Source organism: Mycobacterium scrofulaceum (assembly GCF_001667885.1).
Classification (GTDB): Bacteria; Actinomycetota; Actinomycetes; order Mycobacteriales; family Mycobacteriaceae; genus Mycobacterium; species Mycobacterium scrofulaceum_C.
Genome location: NZ_LZJW01000153.1, coordinates 1 through 14524 on the forward strand (window position 1 = coordinate 1; position 14524 = coordinate 14524).

The following is a 14524-nucleotide window of genomic DNA, read 5'->3' on the forward strand; positions in this document are numbered from 1 at the left end:
TGAGCCGGTTCGGGGGTACGTCGGTCGCGCGCATCGACTGCGACATGTCGATGACCAGCACGACGACGGCCCGGTTGAGCGGGATCCGCACGTCGGACGTGGGCCCGGCCATCGCGGTGGTCAGCAACACCAGCGACGTGGCCAGCAGGATCGTCGGCAGGTGCCGCCAGCGGCTGGGGTGGGCCGGCGCGACCCGCTCCAGCACCTCCATGTTGGCGAACCGCAGCACCCGCCGGCGGCGGGCGAACTGCAGCACGACGTAGAGGCCCAGGACCAGCAGAACGGCCAGCAGGAACAGGAAGAACCACGCGTTCTGGAAGCCGGTGACCGACACGGGGCCCAACAGGGGCAGCTTCATGTGCAGCCACACTATGCGCCCGGTGGGCCCCGTGCACTCCCCGCCGGGTCAGCCGGCGACGAGGTCGCGGCGCTGCGTGAACTTGATGTCGAGGCTGCGGAGATGGGTCTGCAGCCCGGCGTCCTGGATCGGGATCAGGTGTGCCGGCTGGCCCGTCTCGTTGTAGTGGGCGTGCCACATGCCCGGCGGCGTGGTGAAGGCGCAGCCGGCGTGCCAGTCCACCCGAGTGGGGTCGACGATGTCGCCGTGCTCGTCGAGGCGGGTGCCCAGCAGGGTGTAGCAGCCGCTGGCCGGCGCGTCGAGGATCAGGTCCAGGGCCACCGACTGGTGCCGGTGCGGGCGCTGCACCTGGTTCGGCGGCAGCACGCCGAACATGGCCCACAGCACGTGGGTGATGGTCAGCGTCTGCTCCTGGTTGGCGTTGGCCAGCAGCACGCTGACCCGGCTCTTCTCGTTGGCGCCCGGCCGCGACGCGATCTCCTCCAGCTTCGCGACGGCGTCCGAGCGGCGGAACTTGGTGGCCCGGAATCGGGGCCGGGTGGCGTCGGCGCCCAGGTAGCGCATCAGGGGCTCGTCGTGCACCCAGTACATGGCCGTGTCGGTGGCCGCGTAGAAGACGGAGTGGGTGCCGGCGGGCAGGGTCAGGAAGTCCCCCTTCTCCCACTGCACCAGCTGGCCGTTGACCGCGGCGAAGCCCCGCCCGTACAGCACGTAGTAGAGCTGCGAGGTGGCGTTGGGGCTGGTGTCGACCTGCTCGCCCGGGCGGATGCGCACGAAGTTCGCCAGCAGCGCGGGGCTGGTCGCCGCGCCGGTCTCGATGCCCAGCTCCTTGGACAGATCCAGCGGGATCACACCGGTGGGCTTGTCGGTGTAGACATCCGGGTCGAACCGGGTAACCGGGACCTGCGGGACGTGGCCCGAGCCGATCGGGTTGGCGGCCTTGGAGTACTCGAAGTACTCGGCGTCGGAGGCCCAGTCCTGGAAACGACCCTCGAAGCCGTATTCGGCCACGTTGATCATCGGCGCGGGGACCGTCGGATCCAGGTTCGGGGTCACGGCTTGTTCGGTGACGGGCATTTCACGGCTCCTTCGACCTGCTCGAGGCTTTCGGCGGTGCTCTCATGTTTCTTTCGTATCTATCTTGTATCTCAGTTGTCCCCCTGTCAAGACCGGCGGTGGTGTACCGTCACCACACTGCTGGGATACGACTTAGCTACGGAAGGCTGGATGGCAACGACCGAGCCGCGGCCGGCAACGGCCAAGGACCGCGCGCTGGACTACGTCAAGACGCAGGTGCTCACCGGCGCGTTCGCGGGCGGGGAGCTGATCAGCGAGGGCGACGTCGCCACGGCGCTGGGGATGTCGCGCACGCCGGTGCGCGAGGCGTTCCTGCGGCTGGAGGCCGAGGGGCTGTTGCGGCTGTATCCGCAGCGGGGCGCCCTGGTGGTCCCCGTCTCTCCGGACGAGGTCCGCTCGGTGATGGAGGCCCGGCTGGTCTTGGAGCAGTTCGCGGCGAGCAAGGTGGTGAACCGCGGACCCGCCTCGTGCGCAGGGATTTTCGAGCGGCTGTCGGGCGAGCTTCGGCGGCAGCGCGCGGCCGCCGACCGCGCCGACTGGCCCGAGTTCCTCGACGCCGACCGCGCCTTCCACGCGATCACCCTGGCCGAGTCGGGGAACGCCATTCTGGCCGGTTTCCACGCGTCACTGCGGGACCGGCAGATGCGGATGATCGGCGAATCGGCGCTGCGCGAGCCGGACCGGGTGACCACCATCCTCGACGAGCACCGCGAGATCGCCGAGGCGCTGCGCGACGGCGACGGCCCCAGGGCGTTGCGCGCGGTCCAGACCCATCTGGCCGGCACGGTGCGCGCCATCGGGCTGGCTTCCGATTTGATTTGAGCTCCGGCGAATTGCGTTAGAAGTCGGTTAATTCGGGGAAGTCCCGTCAAAGATGGCGCCCACCCCGGGTGCCGCTACGACAGGAGCTCGAAGTGATCACATCCATCATTCTCGCCCTCATCGTGGGCGCGATCATCGGTTTGGTCGCCCGCCTGGTGATGCCGGGTAGGCAGAACGTCGGCATGATCATGACGGTCGTGCTCGGCGCCGTCGGCGGTCTGATCGGCTCATGGGCCGCCAGCCAATTCGGATACCACAACGCCAACGGTGGCGTGGCCTGGATACCGTTCTTCATCGGCGTCGCGGCCGCGATCGTCCTGATCGCGATCTACGAAACGATCAGCGGTCGCCGCACCGGAACCCGGCTGCCCCGTTAGCCCGTCGGCCCGAAAGCTGCGCCGCTCGCCCGGATCTCGGGTGGGCGGCGTCAGCCTGCGATCAGCACCGCGTAGCGCGGCTTGATCACGTCGTCGATGATCGCCAGCCGCTCGTCGAAAGGAAGAAACGCCGACTTCATCGCGTTGATGGTGAACCGCTCCAGGTCGCTCCAGCCGTAGCCGAAAGCCTCGACCAGGCGGCACATTTCGAGGCTCATCGTGGTATCGCTCATCAGGCGGTTGTCGGTGTTGACGGTCACCCGGAACCGGGTGCGGGCCAACAGGTCGAACGGGTGGTCCGCGATGCTGTTCACGGCGCCGGTCTGCACGTTGGAACTCGGGCACAGCTCCAGCGGAATCCGCTTGTCCCGCAAGATCGACGCCAGCCGGCCGAGGCGCACCGTGCCGTCGGCGAGTACGTCGATGTCGTCGACGATGCGCACCCCGTGGCCCAGGCGGTCGGCGCCGCAGAACGCGATCGCCTCATGGATCGACGGAAGTCCGAACGCCTCGCCGGCGTGAATCGTGAAGCGCGCGTTGTGATCTCGCATGTACTCGAAGGCGTCCAGGTGCCGGGTCGGCGGGTTGCCCGCCTCGGCGCCGGCGATATCGAACCCCACAACGCCCTTGTCCCGGAAGCGGATTGCCAGCTCGGCGATCTCGCGGGACACCGCGGCGTGCCGCATGGCGGTGACCAGCAGCCGCACCACGATCGGCCGGCCCGCGGCGGCGCAGGCCTTCTCGCCGTCGGCGAAACCGGCCAGCACGGCATCCACGATCTCATCGAACGACAGGCCCCGGTCGATGTGTAGCTCCGGGGCGAACCGGATCTCGGCGTACACCACCGAATCGGCGGCCAGGTCTTCCACGCACTCGTAGGCGACGCGATGCAGCGCGTCGTCCGTTTGCATCACCGCCACGGTGTGCGAGAAGGGCTCCAGGTAGCGCTCCAGCGAGCCGCTGTGCGACCGGGTGCGAAACCAGGTGGCCAGCTCGTCGACGTCGGTGGTGGGCAGCCCGTCGTAGCCGGTCTGGCCGGCGATTTCGACCACGGTGGACGGGCGCAGGCCCCCGTCGAGATGATCGTGCAGCAGCGCCTTGGGCGCCCTCTTGATCTGCTCGAGGCCCAGCGGTGTTGTCACGTCACGATCCGATCGATGATCAGCGGCCGCGGGTCCGGCGCCGCGTCGCCGACGCGGTAGCCGCCGTCCAGTTCGGCCAGCGCGGCGCCGAAGCGCTCGGGGGTGTCGGTGTAGAGGGTGAACAGCGGCGCGCCGGGCGCCACGGGGTCGCCGGGTCGGCGGTGGATCCGGATGCCGGCGCCGGCCTGCACCCGTTCGCCCGGACGGGATCTGCCCGCACCGAGCCGCCAAGCCGCCTGCCCCACTGCCATCGCGTCGATATCGCCCATTGTGCCGCCCCGGCCCGCGGTCACGGTGTCGGAATGCGTACCGATCGGCAACGGAACCGACAAATCCCCGCCCTGGGCCGCGACGAGCCGGCGGAATCGGTCCATCGCGGTGCCGTCGCGCAGCGTCTCGGCGGGGTCGCGGCCGTCGACCCCGGCCAGCTCGAGCATCTCGCGGGCGAGCCGCACCGTCAGCTCCACCACGTCGGGCGGCCCGCCACCGGCCAGCACGTCCAACGCCTCGGCGACCTCGAGGGCGTTGCCGACGGTCGCGCCCAGCGGGGCGTTCATGTCGGTCAGGAGCGCGCGGGTCGGCACGCCGTGCGCCGCGCCAAGGCCGACCATGGTGTGGGCCAGCTCGCGGCACCGGTCGAAAGAGCTCAGCAGCGCGCCGGAGCCCACCTTCACGTCGAGCACCAGGGCGCCGGTCCCCTCGGCCAGCTTCTTGCTCATCACCGAGCTGGCGATCAGCGGCAGCGACTCGACCGTGGCGGTGACGTCGCGCAGCGCGTACAGCTTGGCGTCGGCTGGCGCCAGCTCGCCGGCGGCGAAGATGGCCGCGCCGACGTCGAGAAGTTGCTCGCGCACGCGCCGGCCGGACAGCGCGGGGGTGAACCCGGCGATCGACTCGAGCTTGTCCAGGGTGCCGCCGGTGTGCCCGAGCCCGCGCCCCGACGCCTGGGGCACCGCCGCGCCGCAGGCGGCGACGACCGCGACCAGGGGCAGGGTGATCTTGTCCCCCACGCCGCCCGTGGAGTGCTTGTCCACGGTGGGCAAGGGCAGGTCGGTGAAGTCCAGCCGCGGGCCGGAGGCCAGCATGGCCGCGGTCCAGCTGGCGGTCTCGCCGCGATCCATGCCGCGCAGGAAGATCGCCATCAGCAGCGCCGACATCTGCTCCTCGGCCACCCGGCCGTGGGTGTAGGCGTCGACGACCCACCCGATGGCGGCCTCGGACAGCCGGCCGCCGTCGCGCTTCGTTCGGATCACCGTCGGCGCGTCGAATGCGTGGTCGGTCAACGGGGTTCCCGTGGCAGGTCGGCGTCGAAAGCGTCGGGCAGCAGCTCGCCGAGGCGGCGCGGCCCGGCCGGGTGATCGATCAGCAGGTCGGGGCCGCCGTGCTCGAGGAGCAGCTGGCGGCACCGCCCGCACGGCATCAGCGGGTCCCCCCGCCCGTCCACGCAGGCCAGCGCGATCAGCCGGCCACCCCCGGTCGCATGCAGGGCGGACACCACACCGCACTCGGCACAGAGACCAAGGCCATATGAGACGTTCTCCACATTGCAGCCGGTGATCACGCGCCCGTCGTCCACCAGCGCGGCCGCCCCCACCGGGAACCGCGAATAGGGCGCGTAGGCCCCCGCCGCGGCACCGATTGCCATGCGGCGCAGCGCTTTCCAATCGACATCAGGCATACCCGACCCCGCTCAGCTGTTGCCACGTGAGACTGCCACCCTAACCCTGACGGGTGGGTTCGCTTGCCGGACTGCTCGGCGCGGGCCGTCGCCGCGCCGGGTTAGGCTGAACTGCGTCGATGTCAGAAGGCGGTGAGGACTCCGGTGACCACACAGGCGACAACCGCGGATCCGGCGGCACAATCCGCGCCATCGCGCAGGCGGCGACCACCCCGGACCCTGTATCGGGGCGACCCGGGCATGTGGTCGTGGGTGCTGCACCGCATCAGCGGCGCGACGATCTTCTTCTTCCTGTTCGTCCACGTGCTGGACGCCGCGATGCTGCGGGTGAGCCCGCAGACCTACAACGCGGTGATCCACGACTACCAGACCCCGGTCGTCGGCCTGATGGAGTACGGGCTGGTGGCCGCGGTCCTCTTCCACGGGCTGAACGGGATCCGCGTCATCCTGATCGACTTCTGGTCGGAGGGCCCCCGCTACCAAAAGCTGATGTTCTGGATCGTGGGCGTCGTCTTCCTGCTGCTCATGGTTCCGGCCGGCGTGGTGACCGGCATTCACATCTGGGAGCACCTGCGATGAGCTCCCCGGATTTGCAGCTCGGCCGCGGCCAGGTGGCCCCGGTGCGCCAGCGCAGCCACGACCGGCCGGCCAGCCTGGACAACCCGCGCTCGCCGCGGCGCCGCGCCGGCATCCCCAACTTCGAGAAGTTCGCCTGGCTGTTCATGCGGTTCTCCGGCGTCGCGCTGATCGTCCTGGCCGTCGGGCACCTGTTCATCATGCTGATGTGGGACAACGGCGTGTACCGCATCGACTTCAACTACGTCGCGCAGCGCTGGGCCTCGCCGTTCTGGCAGTTCTGGGACCTGGCGCTGTTGTGGCTGGCGCAGCTGCACGGCGGAAACGGCCTGCGCACCATCATCGACGACTACAGCCGCAAGGACAGCACCCGGTTCTGGCTCAACAGCCTGCTGCTGCTGTCGATGGGGTTCACGTTGGTCCTCGGCACCTACGTGCTGGTGACATTCGACCCGAATATCGGAGGCTGACCCCGTGATCCAGCAACACCGCTACGACGTGGTCATCGTCGGCGCCGGCGGTGCCGGCATGCGCGCCGCGGTGGAGGCCGGCCCCCGGGTCCGGACCGCCGTGCTCACCAAGCTCTATCCCACCCGCAGCCACACCGGCGCCGCCCAGGGCGGGATGTGCGCGGCGCTGGCCAACGTCGAGGACGACAACTGGGAATGGCACACCTTCGACACCGTCAAGGGCGGCGACTACCTCGCCGACCAGGACGCGGTGGAGATCATGTGCAAGGAAGCCATCGACGCGGTGCTCGACCTGGAAAAAATGGGGATGCCGTTCAACCGCACCCCGGAGGGGCGCATCGACCAGCGCCGCTTCGGCGGGCACACGCGCGAACACGGCAAGGCCCCGGTGCGCCGGGCGTGCTACGCCGCCGATCGCACCGGCCACATGATCCTGCAGACGCTCTACCAGAACTGCGTCAAGCACGACGTGCAGTTCTTCAACGAGTTCTACGCGCTGGACCTGGTTTTGACGCAGACGCCGACCGGCCCGGTGGCGTCCGGCGTGGTGGCCTACGAGCTGGCCACCGGTGAGATCCACGTCTTCCACGCCAAGGCCGTGGTGCTGGCGACCGGCGGCTCGGGCCGGATGTACAAGACCACCTCCAACGCGCACACGCTGACCGGCGACGGGATCGGCATCGTGTTCCGCAAGGGACTTCCGTTGGAGGACATGGAATTTCACCAGTTCCATCCCACCGGCCTGGCCGGGCTGGGCATCTTGATCTCCGAGGCCGTGCGCGGCGAGGGCGGGCGGCTGCTCAACGGCGAGGGCGAGCGTTTCATGGAGCGCTACGCGCCAACCATCGTCGACCTGGCCCCCCGCGACATCGTCGCCCGCTCAATGGTTTTGGAGGTGCTCGAGGGCCGGGGCGCGGGCCCGCACAAGGACTACGTCTACATCGACGTGCGCCACCTCGGCGAGGACGTGCTCGAAGCCAAACTGCCCGACATCACCGAGTTCGCCCGCACCTACCTGGGCGTCGACCCGGTGCACGAGCTGGTCCCCGTCTACCCGACGTGCCACTACGTGATGGGCGGTATCCCCACCACGGTCACCGGACAGGTGTTGCGGGACAACACGTCCACCGTGCCGGGCCTGTACGCGGCCGGCGAGTGCGCCTGCGTCTCGGTGCACGGCGCCAACCGGCTGGGCACCAATTCGCTGTTGGACATCAACGTGTTCGGCCGGCGCGCCGGGATCGCCGCCGCGGACTATGCCGACGGGCACGACTTCGTCGACATGCCGCCCAACCCGGAGGCGATGGTCGTCGGCTGGGTCGGCGACATCCTGAGCGAACACGGCAACGAGCGGGTGGCCGACATCCGCGGCGCGCTGCAGCAGTCCATGGACAACAACGCCGCCGTGTTCCGCACCGAGGAGACGCTGAAGCAGGCGCTGACCGACATCCACGCGCTCAAGGAGCGTTACTCCCGAATCACGGTGCACGACAAGGGGAAGCGGTTCAACAGCGACCTGCTGGAGGCCATCGAGCTGGGCTTCCTGCTGGAGCTGGCCGAGGTCACCGTGGTCGGCGCCCTGAACCGCAAGGAATCCCGCGGCGGGCACGCCCGGGAGGACTACCCGAACCGCGACGACGTCAACTACATGCGCCACACCATGGCCTACAAGGACATTGGGTCCAATACGCAGCGCACCGAACTGCTGAGCGACATCGCGCTGGACTTCAAGCCCGTCGTGCAGACCCGCTACGAACCGAAGGAACGGAAGTACTGATGTCCGACACCGTCGAAGTCGAGGTCGACCGGGGACCCGAGCCGCCCTTGCCGCCCATCCCCGAGGGCGCGGTGTTGGTGACCCTCAAAATCGCCCGGTTCAATCCCGACAACCCCGACGCCTTCGCGGAAACCGGTGGCTGGCAAAGTTTTCGGGTGCCGTGCCTGCCCAGCGACCGCCTGCTGAACCTGCTGATCTACATCAAGAGCTACCTGGACGGCACGCTGACCTTCCGGCGCTCCTGCGCCCACGGGGTGTGCGGTTCGGACGCCATGCGCATCAACGGCGTCAACCGGCTGGCCTGCAAGGTGCTGATGCGCGACCTGCTGCCCGAGAAGAAGGGCAAGCAACTCACCATCACGGTCGAACCGATCCGCGGGCTGCCGGTGGAAAAAGACCTGGTGGTCAACATGGAGCCTTTCTTCGACGCCTACCGCGCGGTCAAGCCGTACCTGGTCACCACCGGGAATCCCCCTACGCGGGAACGCATTCAGAGCCCCGTCGACCGTGCCCGCTACGACGACACCACCAAGTGCATCCTGTGCGCGGCGTGCACCACCAGCTGCCCGGTGTTCTGGCACGAGGGCAGTTACTACGGCCCCGCCGCGATCGTCAACGCGCACCGCTTCATCTTCGACAGCCGCGACGAGGCCGCCGCGGAGCGCCTCGACATCCTCAACGAGGTGGACGGCGTATGGCGCTGCCGCACCACGTTCAACTGCACCGAGTGCTGTCCGCGTGGCATCCAGATCACCAAGGCGATCCAGGAGGTCAAGCGCGCGTTGATGTTCACACGCTGATCACCGAGGCGGGTCACACAGCTCGTGGTGACTGCTTCGGTTGCCCCCCAACCGCTTAGCCTCGTACATCGCCGCGTCGGCGGCGGTGATCAAGTCTGCCAGCACTGCTTGCGGCTCGGCTGCGGTGTCGTCGAGATGGGCGCAGACGGTCCCGATGCTGGCAGTCACTCCCGCGGCCGACGCCGCGATGACGCGACACATCTGCGCGGCCAACGACTCGGCGTTGCACGTCTTGGACGTGCCGGCCAACAGAAATTCCTCACCGCCGCTGCGCGCCACCACCGAGTCCCCGGAAGCGGCCAGCAGGGCTTGGGCGACTTGAACCAGTGCCCGGTCCCCGGCGGCGTGACCCTGCCGGTCGTTGATCGCCTTGAACTGGTCGAGGTCGATCAGCATCACCACCAGGTGGGAGTCGATGCCCCGCCGGGCCAAGATCATCCCCAGCGCCTCGTGCTGAAACGTGCGCCTGTTCAGCAGGCCGGTCAACGGATCCCGGTCGGCTTGCAGCAGGTCGCCCGTCAGGGCCCGCACCAAGATCCGAATGGCCAGCGGCAGCGCGATGTTGACCTCGATCACCAACCACAAATCCACGCCGGCGAGGCTGGGGTGCCCGGATCTCGCAAGCGACAAGGCCTCCCAGGACCCGACCGCGGCGGCCACCGCGAAGTTGTACAACACCAACCCGGTGGTGTGGAAGAACGCCATGTACGCACCGAAGGTCGCGAAAGCGATGCAGCCGATCAGCGCGGCCAGCGGGTTCGGGTGCGCCAGGCATGCCAGCGCGACGGCGGTGTTGCACGTCAGGGCGAAAACGATCGACTGCCCGCGCGTCGGCCAGCGCCAAATCCACAGCAGGACGCCCGCCACGCCACCGGCGACGGCCGTCCACATCATCGCCACCGGTACCGATCCGCGGGGACCGTCCGAGCTGGCCAGCAAGGCGAGAAGGCACAACACCATCGATGCCGAGATGAACGCCATCACGCCCCGGGTGGCGCCGCTGATGCCCCGCGATGCGAGGTAGCCGGAGAGCCAGTCGTACTGATCGGCCCGCCGGCTAAACACCGCGATCATCGTTGACTCGCAATCGCCACCACCGCTAATGGACGTCGAAACGCTAGGCGCATGCTACGGCTCTCCCGCCGCCCGCGAGGCGGATTGCCGCTCCTGCGGGTGAGGCCGTCACACTTTCGCAGCCCATCCCGTCTTCAGGGGTATGACCCAGAAAACCCGCATCGAGCCCCTGTCCCCCCAGCGCGCCGGGCTGTTGACCCGCGCGATGTACCGGATCGCCAAGCGACGCTACGGCCAGGTCCCCGAACCGTTCACCGTCGCTGCCCACCACCACAAGCTGATGGTCGCCGGCGCCGTGCACGAGACGATGATCGACCGGGCGTCCAAGGCGCTGCCGGTCAGCGTGCGCGAGTTGGCGGTGTTGTGGACCGCGAACAGCATCGGCTGCTCGTGGTGTGTCGACTTCGGGTCCATGCTGCAGCGCCTCGACGGCCTGGACATCGACCGGCTCAAGGACATCGAAAGCTACGCCAGCTCACCGCTTTTCACCGACGACGAGCGCGCCGCGATCCGCTATGCCGACGCGATGACGACCGATCCGCACACGGTCACCGACGAGCAGGTCGCCGACCTGCGCGCCCGGTTCGGCGATGCCGGAGTGATCGAGTTGACCTATCAGATCGGCGTGGAGAACATGCGGGCCCGGATGAACACCGCGCTGGGCATCACCGAGCAGGGCTTCAGTTCCGGCGACGCCTGCCGCGTGCCGTGGGCCGACGAAGTCGGCGGATAACATCCCCCATTCGACGGACATCCGCATCGTCCGATACGGGGAGCGGCAAATCCTCCGCCGGGTGAGCCGAACGGCGGAGGACACCGCCGGGTCGGCCGGGGATAGTCGTTGTGTGCCCGAAACGGGACGCGACCGGACTCGGAGGATCGCCATGAACCAACTGATCACCCGGCAACGGCGGCTCGGTGTCGTGGACGGGCTGGGCCCGCGCACGACCGCCCGGTTCTACGCGCTGCTGTGCGAGCGGCACCGGGCGCTGACGGGCGGTAGTCCGGACGTGATGGTGCACACCATCACGGTGCAGCGCCGGCTCGGCGAACCGGCCTCGACCGGCTCGTCTCGGCCCGGGCGCCAGGAAGGGCTGCGGCAGCTGGTGACCCGGACGTCTCGATCGCTCGCCGCGAGCGGCGCGGAGGTGATCGCCGTCGCGTGCAACGCCACCACGATCGACCGGGCGACGGACGCCCCGGCATGCATCGGGATGGTCGAGGCGACGGCCCGGACGCTGCGCGGGCTCAACGTCCGCCGGGTCGGGCTGCTCGCGTCGAGCCTGATGGTGTCCTCCGCGGTGTACGAGCGCGGCCTGGCCGGGGCGGGCATCACCGTCGTGGCGCCGGCCCCGCGCGATCAGGAGATCATCGACGGGTTCATCGAGTCGCTGCGGCGGTCCCGGACCCCGGTCCCCGTCCCGGGAGAATTCCTGCGGACCGTCACCAAGATCGGCGACGACGTGGACGCGCTGGTATTGGACTGCAATGAGCTCTACGGCGTCGTCGACGGCGAGATGGCGGGCAAGCCCGTGATCGACACCGTGACCGCGCTGGTCGAGGAATCCGCTCGGCTGCTGGTTGAACCGGCCGCCCCCACCGCCGAGTCGACCGGCATTGAATCCATTGCCGCGGAACGACCGTCCGGCCGCTGGTCGCTATCGGGTTGGCGGCCGCACCTGCCGCAGTACCGCGCCGGTGACCTCGTCCGGATCGGCGATATCCCTTAGCGCCCGGGGGCGTGCCAGCGCGAGGGCCGTCGCAGCGGAGAGCCGGTGAACTTGTCTGGGTTGGCGATATCCCAAAGGGCGCTGACCTTTCCGTCGCGCACCGTCACCGCCGTGATTCGCGGCAGCATCTCCCGATACCCGTCGGAGGCGGGTGAACCCGCGGTGTAGATGCCCAGCTCGCCGTTGATCAGCCCCGGCTCGTACGAGGTGAACATCGCCGGCCCGTACCGCTGCGCCAGGCCCTGCATGAACCGGACCACCTTGTCCGGGCCGCGGATGGTCTGAACGGCCGTGGGCGCCTTGCCATTCGAATCGCCGGTGAAGGTGACGTCGGGATGCAGCAGCGAGACCACGGTGTCCAGGTCGCCGGCGGCCATGGCCGCCATCAGCCGGCCGACCACCTCGTCGTGCGACGGGTCGGGCTTGGGCGGCGGGTCGGCGCTGACGGCCTTGCGGGCCCGCGACGCCAGCTGCCGCGCGGCGGCCCCGCTGATGCCGAGCACGTCGGCGACTTCGGCGAACGGCACCGCGAACCCGTCGTGCAACACGAAGGCCACCCGCTGATCCGGCGACAGCCGCTCCAGCACCACCATCGCCGCGAACCGGGCGTCCTCGCGGGAAACCACGGCCGCCAGCGGGTCAGCCCGGTCGAAGCCGGTCACCACGGGCTCCGGCAGCCAATTTCCGGTGTAGGTCTCGCGCCGGTGCGCGGCCGAGCGCAACTTGTCCAGGCCCAGCCGGCTGACCACCGTGGTCAGCCACGCCCGCAGGTCGGTGATCTCGGCATCTTGCCGGTCCCAGCGCAGCCACGCCTCCTGCACGATGTCCTCGGCATCGGCGACCGTGCCGGTGAGCCGGTAGGCGACCGCCATCAGGTGCGGTCGCAGGGCTTCGAATTGTGAGACCTGTTCGGTCCCGGTCATATCGCGAGCCTAGCGCGGCGACGGCGAGCGCCGGAATGGCGCGAGTCGAGAGCCGCGCCATCAAAGCGAGCGCGGCGACGGCGAGCGCCGGAACGGCGCGAGTAAGAAGCCGCGCCATCAAAGCGAGCGCGGCGACGGCGAGCGCCGGAATGGCGCGAGTAAGAAGCCGCGCCATCAAAGCGAGGGCGGCGACGGCGAGCGCCGGAACGGCGCGAGTAAGAAGCCGCGCCATCAAAGCGAACGCGGCGACGGCGAGCGCCGGAATGGCGCGAGTCGAGAGCCGCGCCACTAAGCCCAGCGCTACGCTCACGTCACCATGACAGAGCACCTGTGGCTGCACTTCGCCCGGCACGGCGCCGGCATCACGCCGCCGATCATCGTCCGCGGCGAGGGCGTGCGGATCTTCGACGACCGCGGCAAGAGCTACCTCGACGCGCTGTCGGGGCTGTTCACCGTCCAGGTCGGTCACGGCCGCACGGAACTCGCCGAGGTCGCCGCCCGGCAGGCGAGCACGCTGGCGTACTTCCCGCTGTGGGGCTATGCCACCCCGACCGCCATCGAGCTCGCCGAGCGGCTCGCGCGCTACGCCCCGGGCGACCTCAACCGGGTGTTCTTCACCACCGGCGGGACCGAGGCCGTGGAGACCGCGTGGAAGCTGGCCAAGCAATACTTCAAGCTGACCGGCAAACCCGGTAAGCACAAGGTGATTTCGCGGTCGATCGCCTACCACGGCACCACCCAGGGCGCCCTGGCGATCACCGGCCTGCCCGCGTACAAGGCACCGTTCGAACCGGTGACGCCGGGCGGCTTCCGGGTGCCCAACACGAACTTCTACCGCGCGCCCGAGCCGTTCGCCAACGACCCCAAGGCCTTCGGGCGATGGGCCGCCGACCGGATCGCCGAGGCCATCGAGTTCGAGGGCCCCGAGACCGTCGCCGCGGTGTTCCTGGAGCCGGTGCAGAATGCGGGCGGCGCCATTCCCCCTCCCCCGGGCTATTTCGAGCGGGTGCGCGAGATCTGCGACTCCTACGACGTGCTGCTGGTGTCCGACGAAGTGATCTGCGCGTTCGGCCGGATCGGGTCGATGTTCGCCTGCAGTAGTGAGATCGGGGACTTCGGTTACGTGCCCGACATGATCACCTGCGCCAAGGGCCTGACGTCGGGCTACTCGCCGCTGGGGGCGATGATCGCGAGCGAGCGATTGTTCGAACCGTTCAACGACGGGGCGACCGTCTTCCCGCACGGCTATACCTTTGGCGGGCACCCGGTTTCGACGGCCGTGGGGCTGGCCAACCTCGACATCTTCGAGCGCGAGGGCCTCAACGACCACGTCAAGCAACACGCGGCCGCCTTTCGCGCCACCCTGGAGAAGCTCTACGACCTGCCCGTCGTCGGCGACGTCCGCGGCGAGGGGTTCTTCTACGGCATCGAGCTGGTGAAGGACAAGGCGACCAAGGAGACGTTCAGCGAGCAAGAGTGCGAACGGGTGCTGCACGGCCACGTGTCGCCCGCGCTGTTCGAGGCGGGCCTGTACTGCCGCGCCGACGACCGCGGCGATCCGGTGGTTCAGGTGGCGCCGCCGCTGATCAGCGGTCAGGCCGAGTTCGACACCATCGAAGCCATCCTGCGCGACGTGCTCGGCAAGGTGTAGCCGCCCCTTCCGCCCGCCGGCGAACATAACGATTCGCCGAAATCCAAGTTGCCGCCGGCCGTCGGGGGT

Annotated in this window: 15 protein-coding genes and 1 pseudogene; 9 read left to right on the forward strand and 7 right to left on the reverse strand. The window is 69.1% G+C overall.

The features are described 5' to 3' along the window. Both A5681_RS22355 and A5681_RS22360 read right to left on the reverse strand, forming a co-directional pair. Nucleotides 1–358 (reverse strand): BatA domain-containing protein (locus tag A5681_RS22355; RefSeq protein ID WP_197498692.1); only part of this gene is annotated, 358 nt, incomplete at its 3' end. Nucleotides 359–406: 48 nt separating this feature from the next. After that, entirely contained in the window at nucleotides 407–1435 is a 1029-nt protein-coding gene (locus tag A5681_RS22360) for a cupin domain-containing protein (RefSeq protein ID WP_067280634.1), read from the reverse strand. Nucleotides 1436–1585: 150 nt separating this feature from the next. Here A5681_RS22360 and A5681_RS22365 point away from each other — a divergent pair, with 150 nt between their 5' ends. Continuing rightward, nucleotides 1586–2257 carry a GntR family transcriptional regulator gene (locus A5681_RS22365; protein ID WP_067280636.1) on the forward strand — a complete coding sequence of 224 codons (672 nt, stop codon included), beginning with the start codon at nucleotides 1586–1588 and terminating at the stop codon, nucleotides 2255–2257. 92 nt (nucleotides 2258–2349) lie between these two features. Next, nucleotides 2350–2634: a GlsB/YeaQ/YmgE family stress response membrane protein gene (locus A5681_RS22370; RefSeq protein WP_067280638.1), complete on the forward strand. Its 285-nt coding sequence runs from the start codon at nucleotides 2350–2352 to the stop codon at nucleotides 2632–2634. A 50-nt stretch (nucleotides 2635–2684) separates the two neighbouring features. On the opposite strand, the gene A5681_RS22375 is transcribed toward A5681_RS22370, so the two are convergent. Genes A5681_RS22375 through A5681_RS22385 form a run of 3 tightly spaced genes read right to left on the reverse strand, consistent with a single transcriptional unit; the run spans nucleotide 2685 to nucleotide 5454 of the window. After that, nucleotides 2685–3776 carry an adenosine deaminase gene (locus A5681_RS22375; protein ID WP_067280642.1) on the reverse strand — a complete coding sequence of 364 codons (1092 nt, stop codon included), beginning with the start codon at nucleotides 3774–3776 and terminating at the stop codon, nucleotides 2685–2687. Next, nucleotides 3773–5059, reverse strand: a complete 1287-nt coding sequence (locus tag A5681_RS22380; protein ID WP_067280647.1) for a thymidine phosphorylase — start codon at nucleotides 5057–5059, stop codon at nucleotides 3773–3775. The genes A5681_RS22375 and A5681_RS22380 overlap by 4 nt, the downstream gene beginning before the upstream one ends. After that, the gene (locus A5681_RS22385) at nucleotides 5056–5454 is read right to left on the reverse strand and encodes a cytidine deaminase (RefSeq protein WP_067280649.1); all 399 of its coding nucleotides are present in this window, start codon (nucleotides 5452–5454) and stop codon (nucleotides 5056–5058) included. Before A5681_RS22385 ends, A5681_RS22380 begins: the two co-directional genes overlap by 4 nt. A 240-nt stretch (nucleotides 5455–5694) precedes the next feature. Between A5681_RS22385 and sdhC the strand changes: the two genes are divergently transcribed. The 4 genes from sdhC to A5681_RS22405 are packed head-to-tail and all read left to right on the forward strand — an operon-like array spanning nucleotide 5695 to nucleotide 9077. Then, a complete protein-coding gene (sdhC, locus tag A5681_RS22390) occupies nucleotides 5695–6033 on the forward strand; it encodes a succinate dehydrogenase, cytochrome b556 subunit (RefSeq protein ID WP_067280656.1) in 339 nt (112 codons plus the stop codon). Continuing rightward, a complete protein-coding gene (locus A5681_RS22395; protein ID WP_067280659.1) occupies nucleotides 6030–6500 on the forward strand; it encodes a succinate dehydrogenase hydrophobic membrane anchor subunit in 471 nt (156 codons plus the stop codon). The genes sdhC and A5681_RS22395 overlap by 4 nt, the downstream gene beginning before the upstream one ends. Before the next feature lie 4 nt (nucleotides 6501–6504). After that, nucleotides 6505–8277, forward strand: coding sequence for a succinate dehydrogenase flavoprotein subunit (gene sdhA / locus A5681_RS22400; protein WP_067280661.1), 1773 nt, complete (start codon nucleotides 6505–6507; stop codon nucleotides 8275–8277). Next, on the forward strand, nucleotides 8277–9077 hold the full coding sequence (locus A5681_RS22405; protein WP_067280664.1) for a succinate dehydrogenase iron-sulfur subunit: 801 nt from the start codon (nucleotides 8277–8279) through the stop codon (nucleotides 9075–9077). The genes sdhA and A5681_RS22405 overlap by 1 nt, the downstream gene beginning before the upstream one ends. On the opposite strand, the gene A5681_RS22410 is transcribed toward A5681_RS22405, so the two are convergent. Next, nucleotides 9078–10151, reverse strand: a complete 1074-nt coding sequence (locus A5681_RS22410) for a sensor domain-containing diguanylate cyclase (protein ID WP_067280667.1) — start codon at nucleotides 10149–10151, stop codon at nucleotides 9078–9080. It abuts the gene before it with no gap. Nucleotides 10152–10278: 127 nt separating this feature from the next. Between A5681_RS22410 and A5681_RS22415 the strand changes: the two are divergent. Both A5681_RS22415 and A5681_RS22420 read left to right on the forward strand, forming a co-directional pair. After that, a pseudogene (locus A5681_RS22415) lies at nucleotides 10279–10884 on the forward strand (carboxymuconolactone decarboxylase family protein); the annotation flags it as partial. A gap of 151 nt (nucleotides 10885–11035) precedes the next feature. After that, nucleotides 11036–11881: an aspartate/glutamate racemase family protein gene (locus A5681_RS22420; protein WP_067280672.1), complete on the forward strand. Its 846-nt coding sequence runs from the start codon at nucleotides 11036–11038 to the stop codon at nucleotides 11879–11881. Here A5681_RS22420 and A5681_RS22425 read toward each other — a convergent pair. Beyond that, nucleotides 11878–12804, reverse strand: coding sequence for a sigma-70 family RNA polymerase sigma factor (locus tag A5681_RS22425; RefSeq protein WP_067280675.1), 927 nt, complete (start codon nucleotides 12802–12804; stop codon nucleotides 11878–11880). The two genes, A5681_RS22420 and A5681_RS22425, sit on opposite strands and share 4 nt — an antisense overlap. Nucleotides 12805–13120: 316 nt before the next feature. Here A5681_RS22425 and A5681_RS22430 point away from each other — a divergent pair, with 316 nt between their 5' ends. Further along, nucleotides 13121–14455: an aspartate aminotransferase family protein gene (locus A5681_RS22430; RefSeq protein ID WP_067280678.1), complete on the forward strand. Its 1335-nt coding sequence runs from the start codon at nucleotides 13121–13123 to the stop codon at nucleotides 14453–14455. The last annotated feature ends 69 nt before the right edge of the window (nucleotides 14456–14524 follow it).

What these genes read in the sequence shown, in the direction of transcription:
- A5681_RS22430 (WP_067280678.1), top strand. Translation starts at nt 13,121, where the DNA reads ATGACAGAGCACCTGTGGCTGCACTTCGCCCGGCACGGCGCCGGCATC.
- A5681_RS22405 (WP_067280664.1), top strand. Translation starts at nt 8,277, where the DNA reads ATGTCCGACACCGTCGAAGTCGAGGTCGACCGGGGACCCGAGCCGCCC.
- A5681_RS22385 (WP_067280649.1), bottom strand. Translation starts at nt 5,454, where the DNA reads ATGCCTGATGTCGATTGGAAAGCGCTGCGCCGCATGGCAATCGGTGCC.
- A5681_RS22365 (WP_067280636.1), top strand. Translation starts at nt 1,586, where the DNA reads ATGGCAACGACCGAGCCGCGGCCGGCAACGGCCAAGGACCGCGCGCTG.
- A5681_RS22425 (WP_067280675.1), bottom strand. Translation starts at nt 12,804, where the DNA reads ATGACCGGGACCGAACAGGTCTCACAATTCGAAGCCCTGCGACCGCAC.
- A5681_RS22360 (WP_067280634.1), bottom strand. Translation starts at nt 1,435, where the DNA reads ATGCCCGTCACCGAACAAGCCGTGACCCCGAACCTGGATCCGACGGTC.
- A5681_RS22420 (WP_067280672.1), top strand. Translation starts at nt 11,036, where the DNA reads ATGAACCAACTGATCACCCGGCAACGGCGGCTCGGTGTCGTGGACGGG.
- A5681_RS22410 (WP_067280667.1), bottom strand. Translation starts at nt 10,151, where the DNA reads ATGATCGCGGTGTTTAGCCGGCGGGCCGATCAGTACGACTGGCTCTCC.
- sdhC (WP_067280656.1), top strand. Translation starts at nt 5,695, where the DNA reads ATGTGGTCGTGGGTGCTGCACCGCATCAGCGGCGCGACGATCTTCTTC.
- A5681_RS22395 (WP_067280659.1), top strand. Translation starts at nt 6,030, where the DNA reads ATGAGCTCCCCGGATTTGCAGCTCGGCCGCGGCCAGGTGGCCCCGGTG.